Origin of the sequence: Promicromonospora sp. NPDC050249 (assembly GCF_040656015.1) — a bacterium.
Taxonomy (GTDB): Bacteria; Actinomycetota; Actinomycetes; order Actinomycetales; family Cellulomonadaceae; genus Promicromonospora.
Genome location: NZ_JBFAKY010000001.1, coordinates 281497 through 306572 on the forward strand (window position 1 = coordinate 281497; position 25076 = coordinate 306572).

Genomic DNA, 25076 nt, shown 5'->3' on the forward strand with positions numbered 1-25076 from the left:
GGGAGTGCCCGTGCTCAGTGGGCGGCGAGCACCAGCACGGGCTTGGCGAGGTTCTCGCCCCGCCGTCGCGTGTCCTCGAGCAGCGCCACGAGCTCGCCCGACGGCGACAGCGCCGCCACGACCTCGCTACGGTCCGACGGCGCGACCCACTGCCCGTAGCCGAGCGCCCTGACCTCGTCCTCGTCCAGCTCGCGCACCGGGAACGTGGCCTGGGCGGCCTCTGCCATGGGCAGGGTGGCCAGCGTTCCGTCGGCGTCGGCCTGCGTCTCGAGCTGTTCCAGCGTGCGGGCGCCGGCGAGGTCGTAGCCGCCCACGCGGGTGCGGCGGAGCGCCGTCAGGTGCCCACCGGTGCCGAGGGCCGCACCCAGGTCGCGCGCCAGGGCACGCACGTAGGTCCCCGAGGAGACGGTGACGCGGACGTCGATGTCGACGGCCGGTACGTCGCGGGTCGGGCCGTTCCCCGGTTCGGCAGCGGTGGGCGCCACACCCGGCGCCGCGCCGAGGTCCCGGTCGGCAGGACCGTCCACGTAGACCTCCACCGGGTCGACGTCGGGCACCGTCGCCGTGACCGGGCGGACGGACAGGACGTCGAAGCGGGCCACGGTGACCGGTCGTGCCCGCAGCTCGACCGACTCCCCCGCCCGGACCAGCGCATAGGCGCGCTTGCCGTCCACCTTGATCGCGGACACCGACGTCGGGACCTGCTGGATGTCGCCCGTGAGATCGGCGATGACCCGGTCCAGCGCGGCCCGGTCCACCCGCTCGACGGCGCCCGGATCGGCCACGGACAGCACCTGGCCCTCTGCGTCGTCCGTGGTCGTCGCGACGCCCAGCCGGATCGTCGCGTCGTAGTCCTTGTCCGCACCGACCACATAGGTGAGCAGGCGGGTCGCCTTGCCGATGCCCAGCACGAGCACGCCGGTCGCCATCGGGTCGAGCGTGCCTGCGTGGCCGACCTTGCGCGTCCCGGCGAGGCGCCGCATGCGCCCGACGACGTCGTGGCTGGTCCAGCCCTGCGGCTTGTCGACGACGACGAAGCCGTCGGCAGCCGTCGGACGGCGCACGGGCGCCTGCGGGGTGGGGGAAATCATGGGTATCAGTATCCAGTGGTTCAGGAGTGACGCGCGGCGCCGGGAGACGACGAAGCCACCCGCGCCGGCCGGAACGCACTGGTTCCGGCCGGACGTCAGGTGGCGTCGGCGCAGCCCGTCAGGGACGGGACGGAGGTCACTCGGACTCTTCGTCCGCCTCGCGCGGCTTCTTGTAGGGGTCCTCGTCGCCCGCGTACCGGGCACCGGCACGCAGCGCCTCGAGCTCGGCGTCGCGCTTGCGAGCCTCGATCAGAGCGGCGTCGAGGTTGGCGGCGGTGTCCGGGACGGAGTCCAGGTGGAACTCGAGGGTAGGCGTCAGGCGGATACCCGTCTGCTTGCCCACCTCCGAGCGGATCAGACCGGTGGCGCTCTTCAGCGCCGCGGCCGTACCCTCCCGTTCCTCGTCCGAGCCGTAGACCGTGTAGAACACCGAGGCGTTCTGCAGGTCACCGGTGACCCGGACGTCCGTGACCGTCATGAAACCGAGCCGCGGATCCTTGATCCGCGTATCGATCATCTGCGCGACGATCACCTTGATGCGGTCGGCGAGCTTGCGAGATCTCGGGGAGTCGACCATGAGCATTGATCCTTTCGGCGTGAGTGCGGGGTATCCGCCCGGTCCGGACGAGCCGGCCGGGCGGATACCCCGCACTCAATGAACCATCAGCGTCAGACGCGCGGCTTCTCGCGCATCTCGAAGGTCTCGATGGTGTCGCCCTCGTTGACGTCGTTGAACGACCCGAGACCGATACCGCACTCGAAGCCCTCGCGGACCTCGGTGACGTCGTCCTTCTCGCGACGCAGCGACTCGATGGTGAGGTTGTCGCCCACGACCGTGCCGTTGCGCAGCACACGCGCCTTCGAGTTGCGGCGGATGCTGCCCGAACGAACCATCGAACCGGCGATGTTGCCGAACTTCGAGGAACGGAAGACCTGGCGGATCTCCGCGGTCCCGAGCTGGACCTCCTCGTACTCCGGCTTGAGCATGCCCTTGAGGGCTGCCTCGACGTCCTCGATCGCCTGGTAGATGACCGAGTAGAACTTGACGTCGACGCCTTCGCGCTCCGCCAGCTCCTCGACGCGCTCGCCGTACTTCACGTTGAAGCCGATGATCACGGCGCTGTCGACGGTCGCGAGGTTGACGTCGTTCTGCGTGATTGCACCCACACCACGGTGGATGACACGCAGCTCGACCTCTTCGCCCACATCGATCTTGAGCAGCGCGTCCTCCAGTGCCTCGACGGCACCGGACACGTCGCCCTTGAGGATGAGGTTGAGGCTCTCGACCTTGCCCTTCTTGAGCTCGACGTCGAAGTCCTCGAGGCTGATCCGCTTGCGGCGCTTGGCCAGCGTCGCTGCACGCTCCGCCGCCTGACGCTTCTCGGCGATCTGGCGAGCGGTCCGGTCGTCGGGCGCCACGAGGAACGTGTCGCCGGCGCCCGGGACGCTGGTCAGACCCAGCACCTGGACCGGGCGAGCCGGGGTTGCCGCCTCGACCGCGTTGCCGTGCTCGTCGAACATCGCACGGACGCGGCCGTAGGCCGTACCCGCGACGATCGCGTCACCGACGTGCAGCGTGCCGGCCTGGACCAGCACCGTCGCCACCGGACCGCGACCCTTGTCGAGGTTCGCCTCGATGGCCACACCGCGTGCGTCCTTGGTCGGGTTCGCGCGCAGGTCGAGCGACGCGTCCGCGGTGAGCAGGACGGCGTCGATCAGGCTGTCGATACCGATGCCCGGCTTCGCCGCGACGTCGACGAACATCGTGTCGCCGCCGTACTCCTCGGCCACCAGGTTGTACTCGGTGAGCTGCTGACGGACCTTCGACGGGTTGGCACCCTCGACGTCGATCTTGTTCACCGCGACCACGATCGGCACGCCTGCTGCCTGCGCGTGGTTCAGGGCCTCGACCGTCTGCGGCATCACGCCGTCGTCGGCCGCGACCACGAGGATCGCGATGTCGGTGACCTGCGCACCACGTGCACGCATGGCGGTGAACGCCTCGTGACCCGGGGTGTCGATGAACGTGATGGCACGCTCGGTGCCGTCGTGCTCGTGCGTGATCTGGTACGCACCGATGTGCTGCGTGATCCCGCCGTGCTCGCCCGCCACGACGTCCGCGTTACGGATCGCGTCGAGGAGCTTGGTCTTACCGTGGTCGACGTGACCCATGACGGTCACGACCGGCGGACGGATCTCCAGGTCCTCGTCGGACTCGTCGTCCTCCTCGGCCTGCAGGTCGATGTCGAAGGCCCCGAGCAGCTCGCGGTCCTCCTCCTCGGCCGAGACCATCTCGATCTGGTAGCCGAGCTCCGTGGCCAGCGTGCCGAACGTGTCCTCGTCGAGCGACTGCGTGGCCGTGGCCATCTCGCCCAGGTGGAACAGCACGGTCACGAGCGCAGCGGGGTTCGCGTCGATCTTGTCGGCGAAGTCGTTCAGCGAGGCGCCGTGGCGCAGCCGGACGACGGTGGTGCCGTTGCCGCGAGGGACCTGCACGCCGCCGAGCGACGGGGCCTGCATCGCCTCGAACTCCTGGCGCTTCGCCCGACGCGACTTGCGTCCGCGGACCGGCTTGCCACCGGCGCGCCCGAAGGCACCCTGTGTCGCACCGCGACCACCGGCACCACGACGCGGGCCGCCGAAGCCGCCACCGCCGCCACCACCGGGACGACCCGGAGCGCCTGCGCCCGCGGCGCCGCCACCGGCACCAGGACGGCCGGCACCGCCACCGGGGCGGCCACGACCGCCACCCGGAGCCGGGCGGTCACCCGGGCGCGGCATGTTGGTCTTGCCCGGCATCATGCCGGGGTTCGGGCGCGGACCGCCGCCACCGGTACCACCGGGACGGGGTGCCGAAGGACGGGGGCCACCCGGACGGGGACCGCCGGAGCGCTCGCCGCTGGGAGCCTCGGTGCGCTCGGGGCGCTGCCCCGGACGCGGCATGCCCTGGCTGGGTGCGAACGGGTTGTTGCCCGGACGCGGGTTACCGCCGGCTGCGGGACGCTCGTTGCCACCGGGACGGTCGCTGCCACCCGGACGGTCGCTGCTACCGGCACCCGGGCGACCACGGCCGCCACCGGGACGGGGCATGCCCTGGCTGGGCGCGAACGGGTTGTTGCCCGGACGCGGGTTGCCGCCACCAGGACGGTCGCCACCGGGACGGCCACCACGGTTGCCGTCCCGTGCCGGACGCGCGCCGGAGGGCGCAGCGGCGGCAGGCTTCGGCGCACCGGGCTTGGGGGCCGCGGCGGGCTTGGGCGCACCAGGCTTGGGGCCTGCTGCTGACGTGGCGGACGCCGCAGGCGCCGCCTGGCTCTCGGCTGCCGGAGCCGGGGCGGGTGCCGCCGGCGCGGGGCTGCTCGGAGCCGGAGCCGGGCTGGGGGCGGGGGCGGGCGCCGGGGTGGGCGCGGCCTCTGCCCTGCTCGGTGCGGGCGCCGGAGCCGGCGTCGGGGTCGACGCGGCAGGCTTCTGGGCCGCGGGCTTCGCGGCCGGCTTGGGTGCGCCCTGCGCGGGCTTCGCCGCGTCCTTGTCGGACGGGCCCGCCGCGCCACCGGCGGGGAACTTGTCGCGCATGCGCCGCACGACGGGCGGCTCGAGCGTCGAGGACGCCGAGCGAACGTATTCGCCTGCCGACTTCAGCTCGCCAAGCAGGGTCTTGCTTTCCACTCCGAGCTCTTTTGCGAGCTCGTAGACGCGGACCTTAGCCACAACTCTCCTGTCTCGGTCCATCCCAAGACAGGGAGGACCACCGTTAGTACTGAGTACTCATCGCTGGGGGCTCATCGGGTGCCCATCGGCGTCTGACCCGCTTCCTTGTCGACGAATCGCATAATTCGGCCCGACGCACGGTGCGTCCGGTCGGAACAGTCCTGCGGTTGATGCACTCACTGGTCGATGTGTGCTCGTACCTCACCGAGGTCGAGGGGCCCGTCGACGCGCAGTGCGCGCGGTACGGCCCTGCGACGCTCAGCGAGCTCCAGGCACCGCGGTTCCGGGTGAACCCAGGCACCGCGACCCGGCAGGCAGGCACGGACGTCGATGACGATGCGTGGTGGACCAGCCACCGCGTCATCGTGCACCGGGTCCAGCACCAGACGCAGGAGTGCAGACCGCTGGTCGCGCTCCCGGCATCCGACACACGTGCGCACCGGACCCTTGACGGGCGGAGCGGGGTATGTCGAAGGACGGGCACGTGGCCCAGACTCAGACAGTCTACCGCGCCGACCCACCGGGCGTTACCGGCCGCTCTGTGTGTCGGAAGCCGCGCCACCTGCGTCGGCGTCGGCCGCCTCGTCGGAGCGGATGTCGATGCGCCAGCCCGTCAGCTTCGCGGCGAGCCGGGCGTTCTGCCCCTCTTTACCGATTGCGAGGGACAGCTGGTAGTCGGGGACGATGGCGCGTGCGGCGCGGGCATCGGCGTCCACCACTGTGACGGACGACACACGTGCGGGCGACAGTGCGCTCTTCACGAAGGACGCCGGGTCGTCGCTGTGGTCGACGATGTCGATCTTCTCACCGTGCAGCTCTGCCATCACCGCGCGGACCCGTGCGCCCATCGGGCCGATGCAGGCGCCCTTGGCGTTGAGCCCGGCCACCCGGGTGCGGACCGCCATCTTGGTGCGGTGCCCCGCCTCGCGGGCGATGGCGGTGATCTCCACCGAACCGTCGGCGATCTCGGGGACCTCGAGCTCGAAGAGCTTCCGCACGAGGTTCGGGTGCGTACGGCTCAACGTGATCTGCGGGCCCTTCATTCCGCGGCTCACCTCGACCACGTAGGCGCGCAGCCGCTCACCGTGCACGTACTCCTCTGTGGGTACCTGCTCGTGCGGCGGGAGGATCGCCTCGGTGCCGCCCACGTCCACCAGGACCATGCGCGGGTCGCGGCCCTGCTGGATGACGCCGGCCAGGACCTCGCCCTCCTTGCCGCGGAAGGTGCCGAGCACCTGGTCGTCCTCGGCGTCCCGCAGCCGCTGCACGATCACCTGGCGGGCCGTGGCGGTGGCGATACGGCCGAAGTCCTGCGGCGTGTCGTCGAACTCGGGCCCGTACTCGACGACGGGGCGAGCCTCGGGGTCCTCCGGGTCCTCGGGCGCGGGGAGCTCCTCGCGGGCCCACACGGTCACGTGGCCCGACGCGCGGTCCACCTCGACGCGGGCGCGGTTGTAGGCGTCAGGAGTCCGGTGGTAGGCCGAGAGGAGCGCCTGCTCGATGGCCGCGACGAGGATGTCCAGGCTGAGGTCCCTCTCGCGCTCCAGCATCCGCAGGGTCGTCATGTCGATGTCCATGTCAGCCTTCCTCGTTGCGGCCGGGGTGACCCTCGGTCGCGTTGTCAGAACCAGCACCGTCCGAGTCGTCGTCGGTGTCTTCACCTGCACTCTCGCCCAGTTCCGATACCTCGGCATCCTGGGCGTCGAGCTTCTTGAGCTCGACCTCCACCTTGCCCCGGCGGACGTCGCCCAGCGGGATCCGGCTCTCGCCGTCGAGCACCAGGACGGCGCCGTCGCCGTCGTCGAGCACGTCGGTGAGCCGACCCTCGACGCGCTCGCCGTCCATCATCTTCAGCGTGACCAGCCGGGTCCGGGCGCGCTTGTAGTGCCGCAGCTCGGTCAGCGGCCGGGACGTGCCCGGCGTCGAGATCTCGAGCGTGTAGGCCCCTGCGACGACGTCGTCCTCGTCCAGTGCCGCCGACATGGCTCGCGAGGCGTCGCCGAGCCTGTCGGAGTCGAGGCTGCCCAGGGCGTCGTCCGGCAGGTCGATCGTGATCCGCACCACCGACGTGTTCCCCGCCCGGGTGACGGTCACCTCTTCGAGGTACAGCCCCGCGGCCTCGACCACCGGTCCTACCACCTTGCGGACCGCATCCGCCTGCTGTGTCATCGACTGCCTCCCGTCGGCTCCCCCACGTGCGCGGGGGCACGGTTCGAGCCGGAACGGTTCGACCGATGTGCTGTTGTTGTCTGCGTCAAGCGTAACGAAGCGCCGGGCCTCGGCACTTCGCGTAGAACGTGACGTCCGTGACCCGACCGCAATCGGTCAGGGCACGAATCGGCTTCTGGAACATGACATCATCGGCCACGATGAACCCCAACGGCCCGAGGGCCCGCACCCGACGCCGGTCAGCCCTGACCGCGCTGGCCCTGACCTGCGCGATCATTCTCTCAGGTTGCGGCGTGCGGCTCGAGTCGCCGCCACCCACCGAGCCGGTCCCGGATGCGGTGGAGGTGGTACGGCGCACCGCCGTGGCCGACGCGCTGCTCGTGGCCGACCAGGCCGGCGCCGCGGCGGCGTCCGAGGGGGTCGGGCCCGACGTGGCCGCCCAGCTGACGGCCATCGCCGAGGCCACGGCCCTCCAGGCAGAGCAGCTCGGCGGCGAGTACGACTCCGGCCTGGGCGACATCGTGACCGAACGATCGGGCGCCTCGCCCTCTGCGACCACCCCGGAGCAGACGCCCCGCGCGGTCGTCACCTCGCTCGGCGATGCCGCGACCCGCACCCGTGCCGCAGCCGACCAGGCACAGTCGGGCCCTCTCGGCCGTCTGCTCGGCTCGGTCTCCGCCGCCCAGGCGCGGTACGCCCGGGACCTCGCCCGGCTGACCGGCGCGCGCGGCCCCGCGCTCCCCTCGACCCAGATCCCGGAACCCCTCGAGGACGACGCCGAGCCGAGCGAGGAGACCTCGACGGCTCCGGCGTCGGCCACGGAAGGGCCTGCCGCCGTCCCGACCGGCCTGTCGGCGGAGGAGCTCGCCACCCTGGTCCTGGCCGAGGACACCGCCGCCTACGCTCTCGAGGTGCGTGCGGCGCAGGCCGACGGCGACATCCGCACCCGGGCCTACGACAGATCCCGCGTGCACCGCGCACGGGCCCAGGCGTGGGCCCTCCTGGCCGGCGTGGACGGGACCGACCAGGACCCGCGCCGGGTCGCGTACGCGGTACCCGGACCGGAGACGGCGACGCCGGACCTGGCCCGCGACCTCGAGGACGACCTCACGCAGAACTACGCGACGCTGGTCGGCGTGGCCGAACCGGGCACCCGCGCCATCCTGGTCGCCCTCATGACGGACACCACGCTGGTGGCCGCCCAGTGGGGCGCCCCGGCGATCCCCTTCCCGGGTCTCCCGGAACGCGCCTGAGCTTCCAGGTCGACTCCAGCTGGTCGAGCCTGTCGGTCCGTTGGTCGAGCGATCCGCTGGTCGGGCGATCCGTTGGTCGGGCTTGTCGAGACCGGTCTCGACACGCCCGACCAGCGAGGCCGCTCAGCCGAGGAGGGCCGCGACCTTCTCCGCTACCGCTTCCGCGACGTCAGCCACCGGGAGCTGCTCCGCCTCGCCGACGCGCGGCCTGACCTCGACCAGGCCGTCGGCCAGACCCTTGCCCACGACGACGACCAGCGGGGCGCCGAGCAGCTCCGCGTCCTTGAACTTCACGCCGGGTGACGTCTTGCCGGCACGGTCGTCGTAAAGGACCTCGACGCCGCGGGCGGCGAGGTCGGTAGCGATCGACTCGGCGGCCTCGAAGATCTCGGCGCCCTTGCCCGCCGCGACCAGGTGCACGTGCACCGGGGCGACGTGCGCGGGCCAGGCCAGGCCCTTCTCGTCGTGGTTCGCCTCGGCGAGCGCGGCGAGCGCGCGCGTGACGCCGACGCCGTAGGAGCCCATCGTGACGACTGCCTGCTTGCCGTTCTCGTCGAGCACGACCAGACCCAGCGCCTCCGCGTACTTGCGGCCGAGCTGGAAGATGTGGCCCATCTCGATGCCGCGGGCGAGCTCCAGCGGGCCGGAGCCGTCGGGGGCGGGGTCACCGGCGCGCACCTCGGCGGCCTCCACGGTGCCGTCGGCCGTGAAGTCACGGCCCGCGACGAGATCGAACACATGCTTGCCGGGCTCGTTGGCGCCGGTGATCCACCGGGTGCCGGGCACGACGCGGGGGTCGAGGAGGTAGCGGATGGCGGGGACCTTCTCGCCGTCGGCGCCCTCGATCTGCTCGCCCTGGGGGCCGAGCGCCTGCGGGCCGATGTAGCCCTTGACCAGCGCGGGGAACTTCTTGAAGTCCTCCTCGGTGGCTGCCTCGGGCTCGGCCGGGGTCAGCGCGGCCTCGATGCGCTTGAGGTCCACCTCGCGGTCGCCGGGCAGACCGATCACGACGAGCTCGCGGGTCCCGTCGGGCTGGACGAGGGCGAGCACCACGTTCTTCAGGGTGTCCGCGGCGGTCCAGGGCCGGTCGGGGCGCGGGAACTTCTCGTTCGCCAGCGCGACCAGGGTCGCGATGGTGGGGGTGTCGGGGGTGTCCTCGACGTGCGCGGCGGGCGCGTCGTCGTAGGGGATCGCCTCGGGGACGGGCGTGACCACTGCCTCCACGTTGGCGGCGTAGCCGCCGGGCGAGCGCACATAGGTGTCCTCGCCGATCGGCGAGGGCGAGAGGAACTCCTCGGAGCGGGATCCGCCCATGGCACCCGACATCGCGGAGACGATCACGTACTCCAGGCCGAGGCGCTGGAAGATCTTCTCGTACGCCTCGCGGTGCTTCTGGTAGCTGACCTCGAGGCCCTCGTCCTTGACGTCGAAGGAGTAGGAGTCCTTCATGATGAACTCGCGCCCACGCATCAGACCGGCGCGGGGGCGCGCCTCGTCGCGGTACTTGGTCTGGATCTGGAACAGCGTGACCGGCAGGTCCTTGTACGACGAGTACAGGTCCTTGACCAGGAGCGCGAACATCTCCTCGTGCGTGGGCGCGAGGAGGTAGTCACCGCCCTTGCGGTCCTTGAGGCGGAACAGGCCTGCGCCGTACTCCTCCCAGCGGCCGGTGGCCTCGTAGGGCTCGCGCGGCAGCAGCGCCGGGAAGTGCACCTCCTGGCCGCCGATGGCGACCATCTCCTCGCGGACTATCGCCTCGATCTTGGCCAGCACCCGCAGGCCGAGCGGCAGCCACGAGTAGATGCCCGGGGCGGCGCGGCGGATGTACCCGGCCCGCACGAGGAGCTTGTGGCTGGCGACCTCGGCCTCGGCCGGGTCCTCGCGCAGGGTACGGACGAAGAGGGACGACATGCGGAGCACGTCGCCCTGGATGAGGCGTGCGGAAGACATGGGGCACAGCCTATCCGCGCGGGCCGCTGCGGCTCGCCGGAAATTCGGTACCAGCTCCGGGCTGCTCCGCCGAACCGCAAGTTGTCAGTCGGACCGGCTGCCCTGGCGTCGCCGAACCGCAACCTTCGGGTCCACCCCGGGCTGCCGCCTACGCCGAACCGCAAGTTCCACGTCCGCCCGGCCGCCCCCAACCGCCGAACCGCAAGTTCCACGTCCACCCCGTCGGCCCCAACCGCCGAACCGCAGGTTCCACGTCCACCCGGCCGGTCCCAACCGCCGAACCGCAGGTTCCCCGTGGATCAGGTCGGCGAACCGCAACATGTGGGTCCATCCAGGTGCGAATAGACCAACAACTTTCGGCTCGGCGACCTGATCCACGGGGAACCTGCGGTTCGGCAGCCGGGCGCACGTGGTACTTGCGGTTCGGCAGCCGGGTGCACGTGGTACTTGCGGTTCGGCGGCACAGGCGTGCCGCTGGCCCGACAGCTTGCGGTTCGGCGCTCGAATGGGCACGGACGTTGCGGTTCGGCACCGTTCGGCGGGCCGGCCATACGAGCAGGTTGCGGCTCGGCACCGTCGAGCTGCTCGGCAGGCTTGCCGCGGGTCGGGATGCGTCGGAGGATGAGGCCATGCCGGAGCTGCCCGAGGTCGCCGCGCTCGCCGACTTCCTGCGCGCCCGGGCGTCCGGGCGCACGGTCGCCGGGGTGGAGGTCGGCTCGATCGCCGCGCTCAAGACGTACGACCCGCCGGTCGACGCGCTCGCCGGGGGCGAGGTGGCGGCCGTCGTGCGGCACGGCAAGTGGCTTGACGTCGTGGTCTCGCCCGCCGCAGGCAGCACCGCCCGCAGCACAGCGCCCGACGCCGCCCCGCTCCACCTGGTCTTCCACCTCTCGCGGGGCGGGTGGGTGCGCTGGGCGGACGCGTTGTCGACCAAGCCGGTCCGGCCGTCGCTCGGCGGTTCCGGCCGTGGCGCGGTCCTCGCGCTGCGTGTGCGGCTCGACGACGGTTCCGGGTTCGACCTCACCGAGGCCGGGACCCGCAAGCGTCTTGCGGTCCACGTGGTCCGCGACCCCGCCGAGATCGAGATGATCGCGTCCCTCGGCGTGGAACCCCTCTCCCCGGAGTTCACCACCGACGTGCTGGCCGCCCTGCTCACGGCGAAGAACCAGCAGGTCAAGGGTCTGCTCCGGGACCAGCGTGCCATCGCGGGCATCGGCAACGCCTACAGCGACGAGATCCTGCACGCGAGCCGGTTCAGCCCTTACAAGCTGACGCGGTCGTTCACGCCGGAGGAGACCGCCCGGCTGCACACCGCGATCGGTGAGGTGCTCGCGGAGGCGATCGCGGCGGCGTCGGGCAAACCGGCCAAGGAGCTCAAGGACGCCAAACGTGCCGGGATGCGGGTGCACGGCCGCACCGGGCTGCCCTGCCCGGGCTGGGACGGGACTCCGTGCGGCGACACGGTGCACGAGGTGTCGTTCGCCGACCGGAGCATGCAGTACTGCCCGACCTGCCAGACGGGCGGCAAGCCGCTCGCGGACCGCCGGATGTCCAAGCTCCTCCGCTGACCCCGCAGGGACGTCGGGTCAGAACAGCACGGTCGCGAACGTGCCCACCTGCTCGAAGCCCACCCGGCGGTAGGCCGCGACCGCCCGTTCGTTGTAGGCGTTCACGTAGAGCGACACCACCGGCGCGATGGACGCGCGCGTCGCGGCGACCACCGCCGCCATCCCCGACTCGGACCAGCCACGACCGCGGAACGCCGGCTCCACCCAGACGCCCTGGACCTGGGCGACTCCCCCGGCGACCGCACCGAGCTCCGCCTTGAAGCCGACGGCGGGCCGCCCACCGGCGTCGGGCACCACACGGACGAACGAGCGCCCCTCCGAGATGAGGGCCCGCACCCGCTCGGCGTAGGCAGACCCGCCGGAGGCGACCGGCGAGTAGCCGACCTCCTCGGTGAACATCCGCACGCACGCGGGCAGCACGAGGCCCAGCTCGGCGGGCACCGAGCGGCGGACGGTGGGCTCCGGCGCGAGCGAGGGCGCCGTCCCGATGGCCATGGACGGCTGGTCCGCGCGCACGTCGCGGGCCGGGGGCCAGTGGGGTGACAGGTGCTCCCAGAGCCCCAGCGCCGCCCACTGCTCCCCCACGATCGACGACGACCGGCGCCCGTGCACGCGCGCCAGCTCGGCGAAGGCGGCGACCGCCTGGGCCCGTCGGGCCGGATCGGCGAGCGGGATCACCGGCACCAGGTTGGCGCCGGCCCAGCACACCGCCTCGAGCTTTCCGACGGCGGGAAAACCCCAGGCCTGACCCGACGCGGCGCCGAATCCGGCGCGCGCCGCGATCTCCAGACGGGCGGTGGCGAGAACCGACGAGACCGGGTCGACCGCGCAGACCCGCAGGGCCTGCGCCAGGTCCGCGCGGGTCAGCGGTCGGGCGACGTCCGGCCGGTCACGCTGCGGCAGAATGTCCTGTTCACCCGGTTGAGCAGGCCCGTCGGGGCGCGCTCCGGCGGGTACCGGGGTGCGCCAGCGAGCCATGCTCTGCTCCGTTCCCTGCTCCGTCTAGATCAAGTTCTCAGCCGACCGAGACGACAGGCGGGCCGGCCTGCACATCATTCTCCGGCGTAGGCATCGCATCCGCGATCCGCATCGCTTCTTCGATGAGCGTCTCGACGATCATCGACTCCGGGACGGTCTTGACGACCTCACCCTTGACGAAGATCTGGCCCTTGCCGTTACCGGACGCCACACCGAGGTCGGCCTCGCGTGCCTCGCCCGGCCCGTTCACCACGCAGCCCATGACGGCGACGCGCAGCGGGACGGTCATGCCCTCGAGCCCGGCGGTGACCTTCTCGGCGAGCGTGTAGACGTCCACCTGGGCGCGACCGCAGGACGGGCACGACACGATCTCGAGCTTGCGGGGACGCAGGTTGAGCGACTGCAGGATCTGGTTGCCTACCTTGACCTCCTCGACCGGCGGGGCCGAGAGGGAGACGCGGATCGTGTCGCCGATGCCCTTGCTGAGCAGCGCGCCGAAGGCCGTGGCCGACTTGATGGTGCCCTGGAACGCCGGGCCCGCCTCGGTGACGCCGAGGTGCAGGGGCCAGTCGCCGCGCTCGGAGAGCAGCTCGTAGGCGCGGACCATGATCACCGGGTCGTTGTGCTTGACCGAGATCTTGAAGTCGTGGAAGTCGTGCTCCTCGAAGAGGCTCGCCTCCCACACTGCGGACTCCACAAGAGCCTCGGGTGTGGCCTTGCCGTACTTGGCCAGGATGCGCTTGTCGAGCGAGCCCGCGTTGACGCCGATGCGGATCGAGACGTCGGCGGCCTTGGCGGCTTCGGCGATCTGCTTGACCTGGTCGTCGAACTTGCGGATGTTGCCCGGGTTGACCCGGACGGCCGCGCAGCCGGCGTCGATCGCCTGGAAGACGTACTTCGGCTGGAAGTGGATGTCCGCGATCACGGGGATCTGGGACTTCTTCGCGATGATCGGCAGCACCTCGGCGTCGTCGGAGGTCGGGACGGCGACGCGCACGATGTCGCAGCCTGCCGTCGTGAGCTCCGCGATCTGCTGGAGGGTCGCGTTGATGTCGGTGGTGGGCGTGGTGGTCATGGACTGCACGCTCACGGGTGCGTCACCACCTACCTCCACCTTGCCGACCTTGATCTTTCGAGTCTTGCGGCGGGGGGCGAGTACCGGCGGGGGTGCTGCCGGCATGCCGAGGCTGATTGCGCTCACGAGATCAGTATCCCTGCTTCAGAAGGTGCGAAACGTACATCGTGTCTGGCATCACGTGATCCGCACCGGATCCACCAGGTCCGCCACGATGAGGACGCCGCCCACGCCGAGCAGGATGAGGAAGACCACATACGCCACCGGCGTCATCCGCGCGACGTCCGCCGGGCCGGGCAGGACCGCCGCCCCGCGCACCCTGGCGAGGGTCCGCTTGCCGCCCTCGTAGAGGGCGTTGAGCAGGTGCCCGCCGTCGAGCGGCAGGAGCGGGATCATGTTGAAGGCGAACAGCGCGATGTTGAGGCTCGCGAGCAGGCTCAGGAAGAACATGACGCGATCCAGGATCGCCTCGTCCAGTGCCCAGATCTCGCCGCTGATCCGCGCGACGCCGACCACCGACTGGACGGAGTCCTGCGCACGCTCCTCGGCCGTGAAGGCCTGGGTCGCGGCGTCGGCCACGCGGACCGGGAGGGTGGCGACCATGGTGAGCGTCTGCCAGGTCTGCTGGCCCACCGCGGGCAGGACGCTGGAGAGCGGCTGCGGCTCGCGCACCTGGAGCGGCGAGAAGCCCACGAAACCGCCGGGCCGGACGACGGGCTCGCCGTCGGCCCCGATGACGGCGGTGCCCTGCTCGTCCACCACCGGGCGGTCGGTCCTCGCCGGGGTCACCTCGAGCGTGACCCGCTCGCCGTCGCGCAGGACCGCGACCTGGGACGTCTGCCCGGCGGAGTCGTTGATGAGGCCCACCAGCTGCTGCCAGCTGTGCACCTCGGCACCGCCGAACGCGACGATCTCGTCGCCGGGCTCCAGGCCGGCCGCGGCGGCCGGTGCGGCGGGCCGCCCCTCGCACTCGTCGCCGGACGCGTCAGAGGTGACCGACGCCGGCACGCACTCCGAGAGCTGGGCGACGGTCGTCGAGGTGACCATCGTGCCGTAGCCGACCAGGATGATCCCGATCAGGACCGTCGCGATCACGAGGTTCACGAACGGCCCGCCGAACATCACGATCAGCTTCTTGGGCGTCGAGAGGTTGTAGAACGCGCGGTGCTCCTCGCCGGGACGCACCTCCGCGACGGACGCGTCGCGGGCATCGGCGACAAGCTCGTTCCAGAACCCGGTGCCGCGGCGCGTGCCGGCCGGTGCCGGCGGCATCATGCCGACGAGCCGCACGAACCCGCCGAGCGGGATCGCCTTGATGCCGTACTCCGTCTCGCCCTTGGTCCGCGACCAGACGGTAGGCCCGAAGCCCACGAAGTACTGGCTCACGCGGACGCCGAACTTCTTGGCCGGGACCATGTGCCCCAGCTCGTGCAGACCGACGGAGACGATGATGCCCAGCAGCAGGACGAGCCAGCCAACCACGTGCGGAACGATGCTCACGGACCGAGACTACGGCACCTGCTGACGCCGTCGAAAGGCGGTGCACGGCTCCCCCGCGACGACCACCCGACAGCACGTCCCACTGATCTCATGGCAATTCGTTGATACATCGGTTACCGATCATTAACCTGGCGGCATGTCGGTTTCGTCCATCCCTGAGTTCCGGGAGCTGCACACGCACGGTCCTGGTTCCCTCACGGAGAGCCTCACGTCGATGTTCCAGACGGAGGCCTGGCACGCCGCGGACGGCGACTCCCGTGTCGCCAGGCAGCTCCGCGACATCGGCGTCGACGTCAGCGCGATCTGGGCGGCCTCCCGCTGGAACATGGGCGACGACGGCGAGGCGCCGAACCGCCGCCATCCGCTGCCCGGCGACCCGCGCGGCCCCCAGACCGCCGCCGCGCTGACCGCGGTCGTCGCGCAGCCGCGTGCCGCCGCCCTGCTCGGCGTCTACCTGTGGTCGCAGGCGAGCGACGCCCTGCAGTACACCTTCCGGCACGGACGGATCATCGTCCCGCTGCGCGCCTTCGTCGAGACCTGGGCAGCGTGCCGCGGCAGCGCACCGGACGACGTCTGCCGGGCGGAGGGCGACGCGGTCGCCGTCCTGCTGCGCACCCTCATCACCCAGATGCACACCTCGGCCGCCCGCAGCGCGGGCAGCCTGGCCCGGCTGGCCGACGCCGCCGCGCAGGCCGGCGACCGGTGCGGCGACCTGCTCCGGGCCGCCCGCGCCATCCCGGACCCGAGGTCGCCGTTCCGGCGTGCGCTCGTGCCGCAGGCGGTGACCCGCATCCGGTACTTCCGCGCGCTGTCGGAGGCCGCCGGGGCGGCCGACGACGCGATGTCCGGCGAGCCGGCAAGGCTCGCCCCCGCGCTCGAGGGGCTGCGGGCCGCCGAGACCGACCGGCACCTCAACTACATACTGGCCAGCGAGCTGCGCGCCTACCGGATGCACCTGACGGAGCTGCACCGCAACCTCGACTCCCCCTGGCTCACGCTCGACCGGCTGCGGACCGTCTACATCTACCCGTTCGGCCTGCGGGACGTCAGCCCCACCGCCGCCGTGGCGGCGATCCGAGAGCTCGCCGACCGCGATGAACGGCCTCGCCTGCTGGGTGTCCAGGCCTTCGCGGTGCGCGGCAGCCTCAAGATGGACGACGTCTGGGCGAGCGTCGACCGGGCCGCCCGCCCGTACGGCGGGGTGTCGCTGTCGATGCCGAACGTGCGCCTGGAGCAGCCCGACGGCTCGTTCATCGCCGAGCTGTCCTGCGACGTGCGGTTCACCGAGTTCGGCAACCACTACGTCCGGTTCCGCTACTCGGCGCGCGAGCAGTCGCCGCAGCAGGTCCGGGACGCCCGGTTCCGGCTGTCCAACCTGCACGCGGACATCCGGGTGCGCTGGATCTCGCCGGACGGCGCGCCCGTCGACGTCGACCATGCGGGCAGCCCACCCCCCGAGCGCCTGTTCGACCTCGCCGACCTGCTCCAGCGCGCCACCACCGACCTGGTCCGGGAGGGCACCGAGATCGCCCAGGGGCGTGCGCACGTGGTCACCACCGTCTACGAGGCGAGCCGCGGGCTGGGACCCGCCGCGCCCCGCGCGGAACGCACGCCGGTCGCCATGGGCGACGAGCTGCTCGCCGCGTTCGGCTCGCAGGTGCTGCTCCAGCCGGTCTCCTACGGCACCGCCACGCTGTGCGACTGGACCCTGCGGCAGCGCAACCCCGTGCTGCTGGAGGGCGTGCGGCACCTGGGCGACGTCGTCGCGGTGGCCACCAACTCGACGACCGTCGCCCTGGTCGGCACCGCACACTTCAAGATCTCGCAGTACGGCTCGCTCGCCGAGTTCGTCGCGAGCCTGAACGGGCTGTTCAGCGCGTGGAACGCCACCCTTGCCGGCCACCTGCGGATCGTCGCGACGATGCTCGCGGACCACGACGTCAACAACGGCGCCGACCTTGCCGAGCGCAAGGAACGGCTCACCCGCGAACAGCTGCGCCTGCACGAGTTCGCCTCGGAGGTCCGGGCCACGCTGACCACGATCACCTCGCCCACGTTCCTCGCCTCCGCCCTGGAGTCCAGGATGCTGAACCAGCTGCTGCAGGCGGCACACTTCGAGCAGCAGGCGGCTGTGGTCACCGAGCGGCTCCGCGAGCTGCTCCAGGAGCCGATCGCCGCGCGGCTCGCGGCCCTCGAACGCCTGCACGGCGACCGGGAGCGGGCCGCCGAGGCCAAGCGCGAGCGCGGGCGCCGTCGGCTGATGGACGGCACGCTGTCCGCCATCACCGTGTTCGCCGGTGTCTACGCCCTGATCGGCACCGTCCAGGTCGCGCTGGACGCCGACCTGATCGGCCCGCTGCAGGCCGTCACCGCCACCGCCCTTGTCACCATCGGCGCACTCGTGACGGGGGTCGCGGTCTTCAACTGGACGCGGGGGCGCTGACACTCTCCGGCACGTCAGACGGACAGAGCACTCGGGTAACCTGCGCGTCTGACGCGCCGCGGCCTGGTCCGTCGGTCGCTCCACCGCTCCACGACAGGGGAGAACGATGACCGGAGTTCCCGCGCCCGCCTCGGGCGCACCGAACGTCACACCGCGCGGGACCGCCCGGGACGACGCCGCCCGTCGTCACCTCTGGGGGCACTTCACGCGGCAGTCCGCGTGGGACTCCGGTGTGCCCACACTGGTCCGCGGCGAGGGCCACCACGTGTGGGACGCGCAGGGCCGCAAGTACATCGACGGCCTGTCGGGACTGTTCGTGGTCCAGGCCGGGCACGGCCGCCGGGCGCTCGCCGAGGCCGCGGCCAAGCAGGCGGGCGAGCTCGCCTACTTCCCGCTGTGGTCCTACGCGCACCCGCCGGCCATCGACCTGGCCGAGCGTCTCGCCCACCACGCCCCGGGCGACCTGAACCGCGTGTTCTTCACGACGGGCGGCTCGGAGGCGGTGGAGACGGCGTTCAAGCTGGCCAAGCAGTACTGGAAGCTGCAGGGCAAGCCGGGCAAGTACAAGGTGATCTCCCGGGCCGTCGCCTACCACGGCACCACCCACGGCGCGCTGTCCGTGACCGGTGTGCCCCGTATCAAGGAGCCGTTCGAGCCTCTGGTGCCCGGCGCGCACAAGGTGCCCAGCACCAACATCTACCGGGCCGACGACGGCCTGCGCGACGACCCCGAGGCGTTCGGCCGCTGGGCTGCCGACCAGATCGAGGCGCTGATCCTGACGGAGGGGCCCGGCTCGGTGGCCGCCGTCTTCCTCGAACCCGTGCAGAACGCGGGCGGCAGCATCCCGCCACCGCCCGGTTACTTCGAGCGGGTGCGCGAGATCTGCGACCGGCACGACGTCCTGCTGGTCTCGGACGAGGTCATCTGCGCGTTCGGCCGCATCGGGTCGATCTTCGCGTGCGACGACTTCGGCTACGTGCCCGACATGATCACCTGCGCCAAGGGCATGTCGTCCGGTTACTCCCCGATCGGCGCGTGCCTGGTCTCCGACCGGGTGTTCGAGCCGTTCGCCACCGGGTCGACGAGCTTCGGCCACGGGTACACGTTCGGCGGGCATCCGGTCTCGGCGGCGGTCGCCATGGCCAACCTCGACCTCTTCGAGGCGGAGGACCTGACCGGGCGGGTCGCCCGGAACGCGCCGGCGTTCCGGGCGACCCTGGAGCGGCTGTACGACCTGCCGATCGTGGGCGACGTGCGCGGTGCCGGGTACTTCCAGGCGATCGAGCTCGTCAAGGACCAGGAGACCCGGGAGGCCTTCTCCGGTGCCGAGACCGATCGTCTGCTCGGGCTCCTCAGCCCGGCGCTGTACGAGGCCGGCCTGTACTGCCGCCCCGACAACCGCGGCGACCTGGTGGTGCAGCTCGCACCACCGCTGACCGTCGGGCAGACCGAGTTCGACGAGATCGAGGAGATCCTGCGGGGCGTGCTGAGCGAGGTCTGGTCCAAGCTGTGACCTGAAGATCGATCGGTCGTTGGGCGCCTCAGGCGGCCGCGCGCTGCTCCGCGGGACGACGGCGCAGGAGCGGCTGCTGGATGGCGGGCGGGTCGTAGGCCATGTCGAGGCGTCCGACGTCGGTCCCTGGCGGCACTATCGCGTCGATCCGGTCCAGGATCTCGTCGCTCAGGACCACCTCGGCGCCGGCGAGCGCGCTGTCCAGGTGCTCCATGGTGCGCGGGCCGATGATCGCGGAGGTGACGCCCGGGTGGGCGATCGTGAACGCCATCGCCAGATGGTTCAGCGGGATGCCGGCGTCCTGAGCCACGGGCACGAGCTGCTCGACGACGTCGAGCCGCTGCTCGTCGCGCAGGTGCTCGAGCCCGAACCGCGCCCGGTGGGTGTCGTTCTCCTGGCCCTTGCGGTACCGGCCGGTGAGGAGGCCTCCCGCGAGCGGGCTCCAGACCAGGGTGCCCATGCCGTACTGCTGGGCGACCGGCAGGACGTCGCGCTCGATCCCCCGGTTCAGGATGGAGTACGGCGGCTGCTCGGCCCTGAAGCGTTCCAGGCCGCGCCGTTCTGCCACCCACTGGGCCTGGACGATCTCCGCGGCGGGCATCGCCGACGAGCCGATGGCCCGCACCTTGCCGGAGTTGATCAGGTAGGTCAGCGCCGCCAGCGTGTCCTCGACGTCGGTCTCGGGGTCGGGGCGGTGGATCTGGTAGAGGTCGATGTAGTCGGTGCCCAGGCGGCGCAGCGAGTTCTCGACCTCGGCGATGATCCAGCGGCGGGAGTTGCCGCGGTGGTTGGGGTCGTCGCTCATGGGCAGGTGCACCTTGGTGGCGAGCACGACGTCGTCGCGCCGCCCCTTGAGCGCCTTGCCCACTATCTCCTCGGACTCCCCGTGCGAGTAGGCGTCGGCGGTGTCGACGAAGTTGATGCCGGAGTCGAGGGCCTTGTGGATGATCTTGATCGACTCCTCGTGGTCGGGGTTGCCGACTGCGCCGAACATCATCGCGCCGAGTGCGTAGGGGCTGACCTTGATACCGGTCCGGCCGAGGTTGCGGTACTGCATGGGGCCCTCCTGGGGTCGAGAGGTCTGGTGAGCGCCCCGGCGATGTCATACTCTTGGACTAAGCGGAACGCTCTTCCAGAACTATATGGAAAGGCGTTCCGGATAGCAAGGGATGGAGTGGAGTGACCCAGAACACAGCGCCGCGGCCGCTGCGCGCCGACGCGCAACGCAACATCGATTCGCTGCTCGACGCCGCGAAGTCGGCCTTCGGCACGTCCGGCGTGGACGCGCCCGCTAAGGAGATCGCCGACCTGGCCGGGGTCGGCGTCGGCACGCTGTACCGGCACTTCCCCAAGCGCTCGGACCTGGTCAAGGCCGTGTTCCAGCACGAGGTCGACGCCACCGCCGACGCCGCTTCCGCGCTGGCCGCCGAGCACGGACCGGTCGACGCCCTGGAGAAGTGGCTGCACCGGTACACGGAGTTCCTCGCGACCAAGCGGGGCCTCGCCTCGGCCCTGCACTCGGGCGACCCGGCCTTCGACGCGCTGCCCGAGTACTTCCTCGGCCGGCTCGGCCCAGCCCTGGGCTCCCTGCTCGACGCCGCTGTCGAGGCGGGAGCGATCCGCGCCGTCGTCAGCCCTCGGGACCTCCTGTACGCCGTGTCCAAGCTGAACCTGCCCATGGGCGACGAGGAGCCGGAGCACGGCCGGCGCATGATCGACCTGCTCGTGGACGGGTTGCGGTACAGAGCCGGACAGACCGCTCGGTAGGGTGGGCCCGAAATGGCGCGGGGCGCCGGGTACCTGCCCGGCTGAGATGCACCCGTGGAACCTGATCTAGGTAGTTCTAGCGAAGGGACGCCTCATGGGCTCACTCCTGCCCAACTCCGCCGCGCGCACCCGCCCGCCCGGACACCCCGCCGTCGCGCTGACGATCGCCGGCTCGGATCCCTCCGGCGGCGCGGGGATCCAGGCCGACCTGAAGACCTTCGCCGCGCTCGGCGGGTACGGCTGCGCGGTGCTCACCGGGCTGACCGCCCAGTCCACGACGGGCGTGACGAGGGTGCTGCCCGTGCCCGCCGACATGGTGACCGCGCAGCTGGAGACGCTGTTCGCCGACGTCGCGGTGGACGCCGTGAAGATCGGCATGACGACGGACGCCGCCGTCGCCCGGGCCGTCGCAGCGGCGCTGCGGCAGCTGCGGACCGCCGGGCGCGCGCCCTACGTGGTGCTCGACCCGGTGATGGTCTCGACGTCGGGCCACCGGCTGCTCGCGCCCGACGCCGAAGCCGTGCTGCGCGACGAGCTGCTGCCGCTGGCCGACCTGGTCACGCCGAACCTGCCGGAGGCGGCGGTGCTGCTCGGCGCCGAACAGGCCAGGGACGATCGCGAGGCGGCCGACCAGGCGCGCGCGCTGCTCAAGCTCGGGACGCGGTTCGCCCTGGTCAAGGGCGGGCACCTGGACTCGGCGGAGTCGGTCGACCACCTCGCAGGTCCGGACGGCGTCGTCGCCCTGACCGCCCCCCGGATTCCCACGCGGAGCACGCACGGGACGGGCTGCACGCTCAGCTCGGCGTGCGCGGTCCTGCGCCCCCGGCACGACGAGTGGGAGCCCGCCGTACGCGAGGCGAAGAACTACCTGACGGAAGCCCTGCGCGCCGCGGACGACCTGGTCATCGGCGGCACGGGCACGGCGCCGGGCCCCTGGCCCGGCCATGGCCCGGTCGACCACGGCTTCGGCACCCGCACCCTCGGCTGACGGGTCCGTCGATCCACCGAGGACGTCAGGCCGACTTGAGGAGCTCCGCCGCGCGGGCGCGGGCCCAGGCGTCGGCCTCCAGGACGCCCTCGACCGAACCCGCGTCGCCGGCGTCCGTCGTGGCGTGCGCCTCCACCACCGCGGCCACCGTGTCGACGATGTCCAGGAAGCCGATGGCGCCGTCGTGGAACGCGTCGACGCACACCTCGTTCGCCGCGTTGTAGACGGCCGGGTGCGTGCCACCGGCCTCGCCGACCTGCCGGGCGAGGCGGACGGCGGGGAAGGCGTCGTCGTCCAGGGGGGCGAACTCCCAGGTGGACGCCTTGGTCCAGTCGATGGGCACGTCGACGTCCGGCAGGCGGTCGGGCCAGGACAGGCCCAGCGCGATCGGCACGAGCATCCGCGGCGGACCGGCCTGGGCGATGGTGGAGCCGTCGGCGAACTCGACCATCGAGTGGATCATCTGCTGCGGGTGCACCACGACGTCGATCGCGCCGAACGGCAGGTCGAACAGCAGGTGCGCCTCGATCACCTCGAGGCCCTTGTTCACCAGCGTCGCGGAGTTGGTGGTGACCATGCGACCCATCGAGAAGTTGGGGTGCCGCAGAGCCTGCGCGGGCGTGACGTCGCGCAGCTCGGCGCGTGAGCGGCCGCGGAACGGCCCGCCGCTCGCGGTCACGACGAGCTTGCGGACCTCCGACGACGCACCAGAGCGCAGCGACTGCGCGATGGCGGAGTGCTCGGAGTCCACCGGCACGATCTGGCCCTCGCGCCGCACCGCAGCCTTGACCAGCGCGCCGCCGACCACCAGCGACTCCTTGTTCGCGAGCGCCAGCGTCGAGCCGGCGGCGAGCGCGGCGAGGGTGGGGCGCAGGCCAACGGATCCGGTGATGCCGTTGAGCACGACGTCGCTCCCCCGGCCGGCCAGCTCGGTCGCGGCGCCCTGCCCGGCGAGCACCTCGACGCGGTCGGCGCCGGCCTCGGCGAGGAGGGTGGTCAGCGCGGGGCGTGCGGCGTCGTCGGCCACCGCGACGGCGCGCACGCCGAGCGACGCGGCCTGCCGCGCCAGGAGCGGCAGGTCGGAGCCGCCTGCTGACAGCGCGTCCACGCGGAACCGCTCGGGGTTGCGCCCGATGACGTCGATGGCCTGCGTGCCGATGGAGCCGGTGGAACCGAGGAGGGTGACGCTTCGCATGGTGCACATACTCTCAGCCCTCGCCGGGCTGCTCGGCACGGCCGCGGCCGAACATCCGCCAGCCCTTGACCACGCCGCGGGGGTCGGGGACGGGCTCGCCGGCGGCCTCCCAGCCGGCGTCGTCGGCGAGCGGGACCACATGGAGGCCGAAGTCCGCGAGGATCACCGGGATCGCGCGGATGGCGGCGCGGTCCTTCTCGCGGTCCGCCTCCGACAGCTCGTCCCAGGGGCGCAGGTCCGGGTGCAGGCGCCGGGCGTCGTCCCGCTGCGGCCCGTAGGTCCAGCCCGCGGCGGTCTTCTCCGCCATCCACCGCTCGTGCTCGTCGACGGCGCGGGCGTCGACCACGGGTTCGGGGATCCGGCCGTGCTCGCCGTCGCCGGCGGGCGCGACGGTGCACCCCATCTGGCGGAGCCGGTCCGGGATGGCGCGCACCTGGGCGCGGTTCGCGGCCCGGAGGTCGTCGGAAAGGTCGACCCACGAGACCATCGCCGGGGTGCTCTCCCAGGCCACACCGCGTGAGCGCTGGTTGCGCAGGTAGGTCAGGTGGGCGGAGACAGCCATCAGGTCGTAGACGTCGTCGTGCACCAGCGCGCCGGGCGCCGTCGCCCTGCGCAGCAGCGTGCCCGGTTCGACGACGTCGAGCCGCCCGCCGAGGTCGTCGAGGATCGCGCCGTCATGCGTGCCGAACAGGCCGCCGAGGCCCGCAAGGCGGTTGAGGCGGAGCACGACGGCGCCCTCGCCGGCACGCCAGAGGTCGCTGTCCCGCAGCGCGTGCCGGAGCGCGTCCCCGTCGTCGTCGTGGCACACGTAGACCCGCTGGGGCGTGCCGATCGCGCGTACCTCGGCGAACGTCTCGACCGGGACGAGCCGGCAGGCCGCCCGGACGCTGGGCCAGCGCGCCCGCAACGCCTGCGCCGCGGCGCGCGCACCGGGACCGACAAGGGTCACCGTGAGCGGTTCGCCGCCGGACGCGATCTCGACGCTCCGCAGCCGTGCGAACGCGACGACGAGCGCCCTGCCGAACGTGCCGTGCCCGACCACCGAGATGTGCGGAGCCGCGCCGCGGGCGACCGTCTGGTCGCGCCGGGCCAGGGACCGGGCGACGAGCTCGCCCAGCGTGAAGAAGTCCACGCCCGGCTGCGGATGGCTCAGGTGGCGGGCCTGCAGCGCGAGCGCGAGCTCGGGGTCGCTGACGTGCGCGTTCAGCCGAAGGCCCGGCAGGGCGGGATCCCGCTCGGCGCGGTTGGCCACCGCCACCGTGAGCACGTTGACGCCGGGCTCGTCGTCCTCGCCCTCGCACGCGTAGAGCACCGCGGCGCCGGAGATACCTGCGTTGCGCAGCGACGCTGCGTCCCCCGTGGCGGTCCGCGCGACGGGCGCACCCCGGGCCGCGAGCGCCTCGGCGATGAGGTCGGCGACCGGCGTGCGCCCGACGACCACCGCGTGCCCCCGCATCCGGCGGGTGCGCATCGCCGCGATCTGGTCGGCGAACAGGGAGCGCACCGCCTCGAACACGGCGTAGCCGGTGGCGACCGGGGCGAGGAACCGTGCGGCCTGGAGCTGCCAGGGCAGGTCGCCGCCGTCGTTCGTGGCCTCCGCGCCGAGCACGAAGAGCTGGACGGAGTAGTAGACGACGTCCCACCCGGTGGTGCCCCAGACGAAGTCAGGAGAGGTCCGGTAGAGGGAGAAGCCCCACAGGCCCAGTACGAAGGCCACGCCGAACAGCGCGGTGAAGCCCGCACGCACCCACGACCGGCGCACGCGCAGCCGGCGCGGCCCGCCGCGGGGAATCACGAGCTCCGGTGCCGCCATCTCGTGCCCCTCTCGTCGACCCGCCAGCACACCTAACGGTGCATTTCAGGCTAAAGGTCGCTAGC

The 25076-nt window shown here is 72.0% G+C and carries 19 protein-coding genes and 1 riboswitch; of the genes, 6 read left to right on the forward strand and 13 right to left on the reverse strand.

The window, feature by feature from the left end; translation table 11 throughout:
• Window positions 1-14 precede the first annotated feature (14 nt).
• From truB to rimP, 6 genes are all read right to left on the reverse strand, one after another.
• Entirely contained in the window at window positions 15-1091 is a 1077-nt protein-coding gene (truB, locus tag AB0I32_RS01280; protein ID WP_357502038.1) for a tRNA pseudouridine(55) synthase TruB, read from the reverse strand.
• A 136-nt stretch (window positions 1092-1227) separates the two neighbouring features.
• Complete coding sequence (rbfA, locus tag AB0I32_RS01285) at window positions 1228-1668, reverse strand: 30S ribosome-binding factor RbfA (RefSeq protein WP_357502040.1); 441 nt, start codon at window positions 1666-1668, stop codon at window positions 1228-1230.
• Window positions 1669-1760: 92 nt separating this feature from the next.
• Complete coding sequence (gene infB, locus AB0I32_RS01290) at window positions 1761-4799, reverse strand: translation initiation factor IF-2 (protein WP_357502042.1); 3039 nt, start codon at window positions 4797-4799, stop codon at window positions 1761-1763.
• A gap of 176 nt (window positions 4800-4975) precedes the next feature.
• The gene (locus tag AB0I32_RS01295; RefSeq protein ID WP_357502044.1) at window positions 4976-5320 is read right to left on the reverse strand and encodes a YlxR family protein; all 345 of its coding nucleotides are present in this window, start codon (window positions 5318-5320) and stop codon (window positions 4976-4978) included.
• Between the two features lie 6 nt (window positions 5321-5326).
• Window positions 5327-6376: a transcription termination factor NusA gene (nusA, locus tag AB0I32_RS01300; protein WP_357502046.1), complete on the reverse strand. Its 1050-nt coding sequence runs from the start codon at window positions 6374-6376 to the stop codon at window positions 5327-5329.
• Window position 6377: 1 nt separating this feature from the next.
• Window positions 6378-6968: a ribosome maturation factor RimP gene (gene rimP, locus AB0I32_RS01305; protein WP_357502048.1), complete on the reverse strand. Its 591-nt coding sequence runs from the start codon at window positions 6966-6968 to the stop codon at window positions 6378-6380.
• Window positions 6969-7168: 200 nt separating this feature from the next.
• Between rimP and AB0I32_RS01310 the strand changes: the two genes are divergently transcribed.
• A complete protein-coding gene (locus AB0I32_RS01310; protein WP_357502050.1) occupies window positions 7169-8221 on the forward strand; it encodes a DUF4439 domain-containing protein in 1053 nt (350 codons plus the stop codon).
• Between the two features lie 123 nt (window positions 8222-8344).
• Here the strand turns inward: AB0I32_RS01310 and AB0I32_RS01315 are convergent, their stop codons facing one another.
• A complete protein-coding gene (locus AB0I32_RS01315) occupies window positions 8345-10171 on the reverse strand; it encodes a proline--tRNA ligase (protein ID WP_357502052.1) in 1827 nt (608 codons plus the stop codon).
• A gap of 629 nt (window positions 10172-10800) precedes the next feature.
• Here AB0I32_RS01315 and AB0I32_RS01320 point away from each other — a divergent pair.
• Window positions 10801-11739, forward strand: a complete 939-nt coding sequence (locus tag AB0I32_RS01320) for a DNA-formamidopyrimidine glycosylase family protein (RefSeq protein WP_357502054.1) — start codon at window positions 10801-10803, stop codon at window positions 11737-11739.
• 18 nt (window positions 11740-11757) lie between these two features.
• Here AB0I32_RS01320 and AB0I32_RS01325 read toward each other — a convergent pair whose 3' ends face one another.
• From AB0I32_RS01325 to AB0I32_RS01335, 3 genes are all read right to left on the reverse strand, one after another.
• Entirely contained in the window at window positions 11758-12717 is a 960-nt protein-coding gene (locus tag AB0I32_RS01325) for a GNAT family N-acetyltransferase (RefSeq protein WP_357502056.1), read from the reverse strand.
• Window positions 12718-12754: 37 nt separating this feature from the next.
• Window positions 12755-13897, reverse strand: coding sequence for a flavodoxin-dependent (E)-4-hydroxy-3-methylbut-2-enyl-diphosphate synthase (gene ispG, locus AB0I32_RS01330; RefSeq protein ID WP_357502165.1), 1143 nt, complete (start codon window positions 13895-13897; stop codon window positions 12755-12757).
• 72 nt (window positions 13898-13969) lie between these two features.
• Window positions 13970-15292 carry a site-2 protease family protein gene (locus tag AB0I32_RS01335; RefSeq protein ID WP_357502059.1) on the reverse strand — a complete coding sequence of 441 codons (1323 nt, stop codon included), beginning with the start codon at window positions 15290-15292 and terminating at the stop codon, window positions 13970-13972.
• A 136-nt stretch (window positions 15293-15428) separates the two neighbouring features.
• Here AB0I32_RS01335 and AB0I32_RS01340 point away from each other — a divergent pair, with 136 nt between their 5' ends.
• Together AB0I32_RS01340 and AB0I32_RS01345 are read left to right on the forward strand one after the other, a co-directional pair.
• The gene (locus AB0I32_RS01340) at window positions 15429-17735 is read left to right on the forward strand and encodes a hypothetical protein (RefSeq protein ID WP_357502061.1); all 2307 of its coding nucleotides are present in this window, start codon (window positions 15429-15431) and stop codon (window positions 17733-17735) included.
• A 106-nt stretch (window positions 17736-17841) separates the two neighbouring features.
• Window positions 17842-19248, forward strand: coding sequence for an aspartate aminotransferase family protein (locus AB0I32_RS01345; protein WP_357502063.1), 1407 nt, complete (start codon window positions 17842-17844; stop codon window positions 19246-19248).
• 28 nt (window positions 19249-19276) lie between these two features.
• Here AB0I32_RS01345 and AB0I32_RS01350 read toward each other — a convergent pair whose 3' ends face one another.
• Window positions 19277-20305, reverse strand: coding sequence for an aldo/keto reductase (locus tag AB0I32_RS01350; RefSeq protein WP_357502065.1), 1029 nt, complete (start codon window positions 20303-20305; stop codon window positions 19277-19279).
• 122 nt (window positions 20306-20427) lie between these two features.
• Here AB0I32_RS01350 and AB0I32_RS01355 point away from each other — a divergent pair, with 122 nt between their 5' ends.
• Window positions 20428-21015: a TetR/AcrR family transcriptional regulator gene (locus AB0I32_RS01355; RefSeq protein ID WP_357502067.1), complete on the forward strand. Its 588-nt coding sequence runs from the start codon at window positions 20428-20430 to the stop codon at window positions 21013-21015.
• 8 nt (window positions 21016-21023) lie between these two features.
• Window positions 21024-21120: riboswitch (TPP riboswitch) on the forward strand.
• Complete coding sequence (gene thiD / locus AB0I32_RS01360; protein ID WP_357502069.1) at window positions 21110-22003, forward strand: bifunctional hydroxymethylpyrimidine kinase/phosphomethylpyrimidine kinase; 894 nt, start codon at window positions 21110-21112, stop codon at window positions 22001-22003. It overlaps the preceding riboswitch by 11 nt.
• A 25-nt stretch (window positions 22004-22028) precedes the next feature.
• Here the strand turns inward: thiD and dxr are convergent, their stop codons facing one another.
• Both dxr and AB0I32_RS01370 read right to left on the reverse strand, forming a co-directional pair.
• Window positions 22029-23198: a 1-deoxy-D-xylulose-5-phosphate reductoisomerase gene (gene dxr, locus AB0I32_RS01365; RefSeq protein ID WP_357502071.1), complete on the reverse strand. Its 1170-nt coding sequence runs from the start codon at window positions 23196-23198 to the stop codon at window positions 22029-22031.
• Between the two features lie 13 nt (window positions 23199-23211).
• Entirely contained in the window at window positions 23212-25011 is a 1800-nt protein-coding gene (locus tag AB0I32_RS01370; RefSeq protein WP_357502075.1) for a RyR domain-containing protein, read from the reverse strand.
• Window positions 25012-25076: the final 65 nt, after the last annotated feature.

Excerpts from the sequence above, each read along its gene's own strand:
- AB0I32_RS01315 (WP_357502052.1), bottom strand. The coding sequence starts at position 10,171 with ATGTCTTCCGCACGCCTCATCCAGGGCGACGTGCTCCGCATGTCGTCC.
- AB0I32_RS01340 (WP_357502061.1), top strand. The coding sequence starts at position 15,429 with ATGTCGGTTTCGTCCATCCCTGAGTTCCGGGAGCTGCACACGCACGGT.
- dxr (WP_357502071.1), bottom strand. The coding sequence starts at position 23,198 with ATGCGAAGCGTCACCCTCCTCGGTTCCACCGGCTCCATCGGCACGCAG.
- thiD (WP_357502069.1), top strand. The coding sequence starts at position 21,110 with ATGGGCTCACTCCTGCCCAACTCCGCCGCGCGCACCCGCCCGCCCGGA.
- nusA (WP_357502046.1), bottom strand. The coding sequence starts at position 6,376 with ATGGACATCGACATGACGACCCTGCGGATGCTGGAGCGCGAGAGGGAC.
- rbfA (WP_357502040.1), bottom strand. The coding sequence starts at position 1,668 with ATGGTCGACTCCCCGAGATCTCGCAAGCTCGCCGACCGCATCAAGGTG.
- ispG (WP_357502165.1), bottom strand. The coding sequence starts at position 13,897 with ATGCCGGCAGCACCCCCGCCGGTACTCGCCCCCCGCCGCAAGACTCGA.
- AB0I32_RS01320 (WP_357502054.1), top strand. The coding sequence starts at position 10,801 with ATGCCGGAGCTGCCCGAGGTCGCCGCGCTCGCCGACTTCCTGCGCGCC.
- AB0I32_RS01345 (WP_357502063.1), top strand. The coding sequence starts at position 17,842 with ATGACCGGAGTTCCCGCGCCCGCCTCGGGCGCACCGAACGTCACACCG.
- AB0I32_RS01350 (WP_357502065.1), bottom strand. The coding sequence starts at position 20,305 with ATGCAGTACCGCAACCTCGGCCGGACCGGTATCAAGGTCAGCCCCTAC.
- rimP (WP_357502048.1), bottom strand. The coding sequence starts at position 6,968 with ATGACACAGCAGGCGGATGCGGTCCGCAAGGTGGTAGGACCGGTGGTC.
- AB0I32_RS01325 (WP_357502056.1), bottom strand. The coding sequence starts at position 12,717 with ATGGCTCGCTGGCGCACCCCGGTACCCGCCGGAGCGCGCCCCGACGGG.
- AB0I32_RS01310 (WP_357502050.1), top strand. The coding sequence starts at position 7,169 with ATGAACCCCAACGGCCCGAGGGCCCGCACCCGACGCCGGTCAGCCCTG.
- AB0I32_RS01370 (WP_357502075.1), bottom strand. The coding sequence starts at position 25,011 with ATGGCGGCACCGGAGCTCGTGATTCCCCGCGGCGGGCCGCGCCGGCTG.
- truB (WP_357502038.1), bottom strand. The coding sequence starts at position 1,091 with ATGATTTCCCCCACCCCGCAGGCGCCCGTGCGCCGTCCGACGGCTGCC.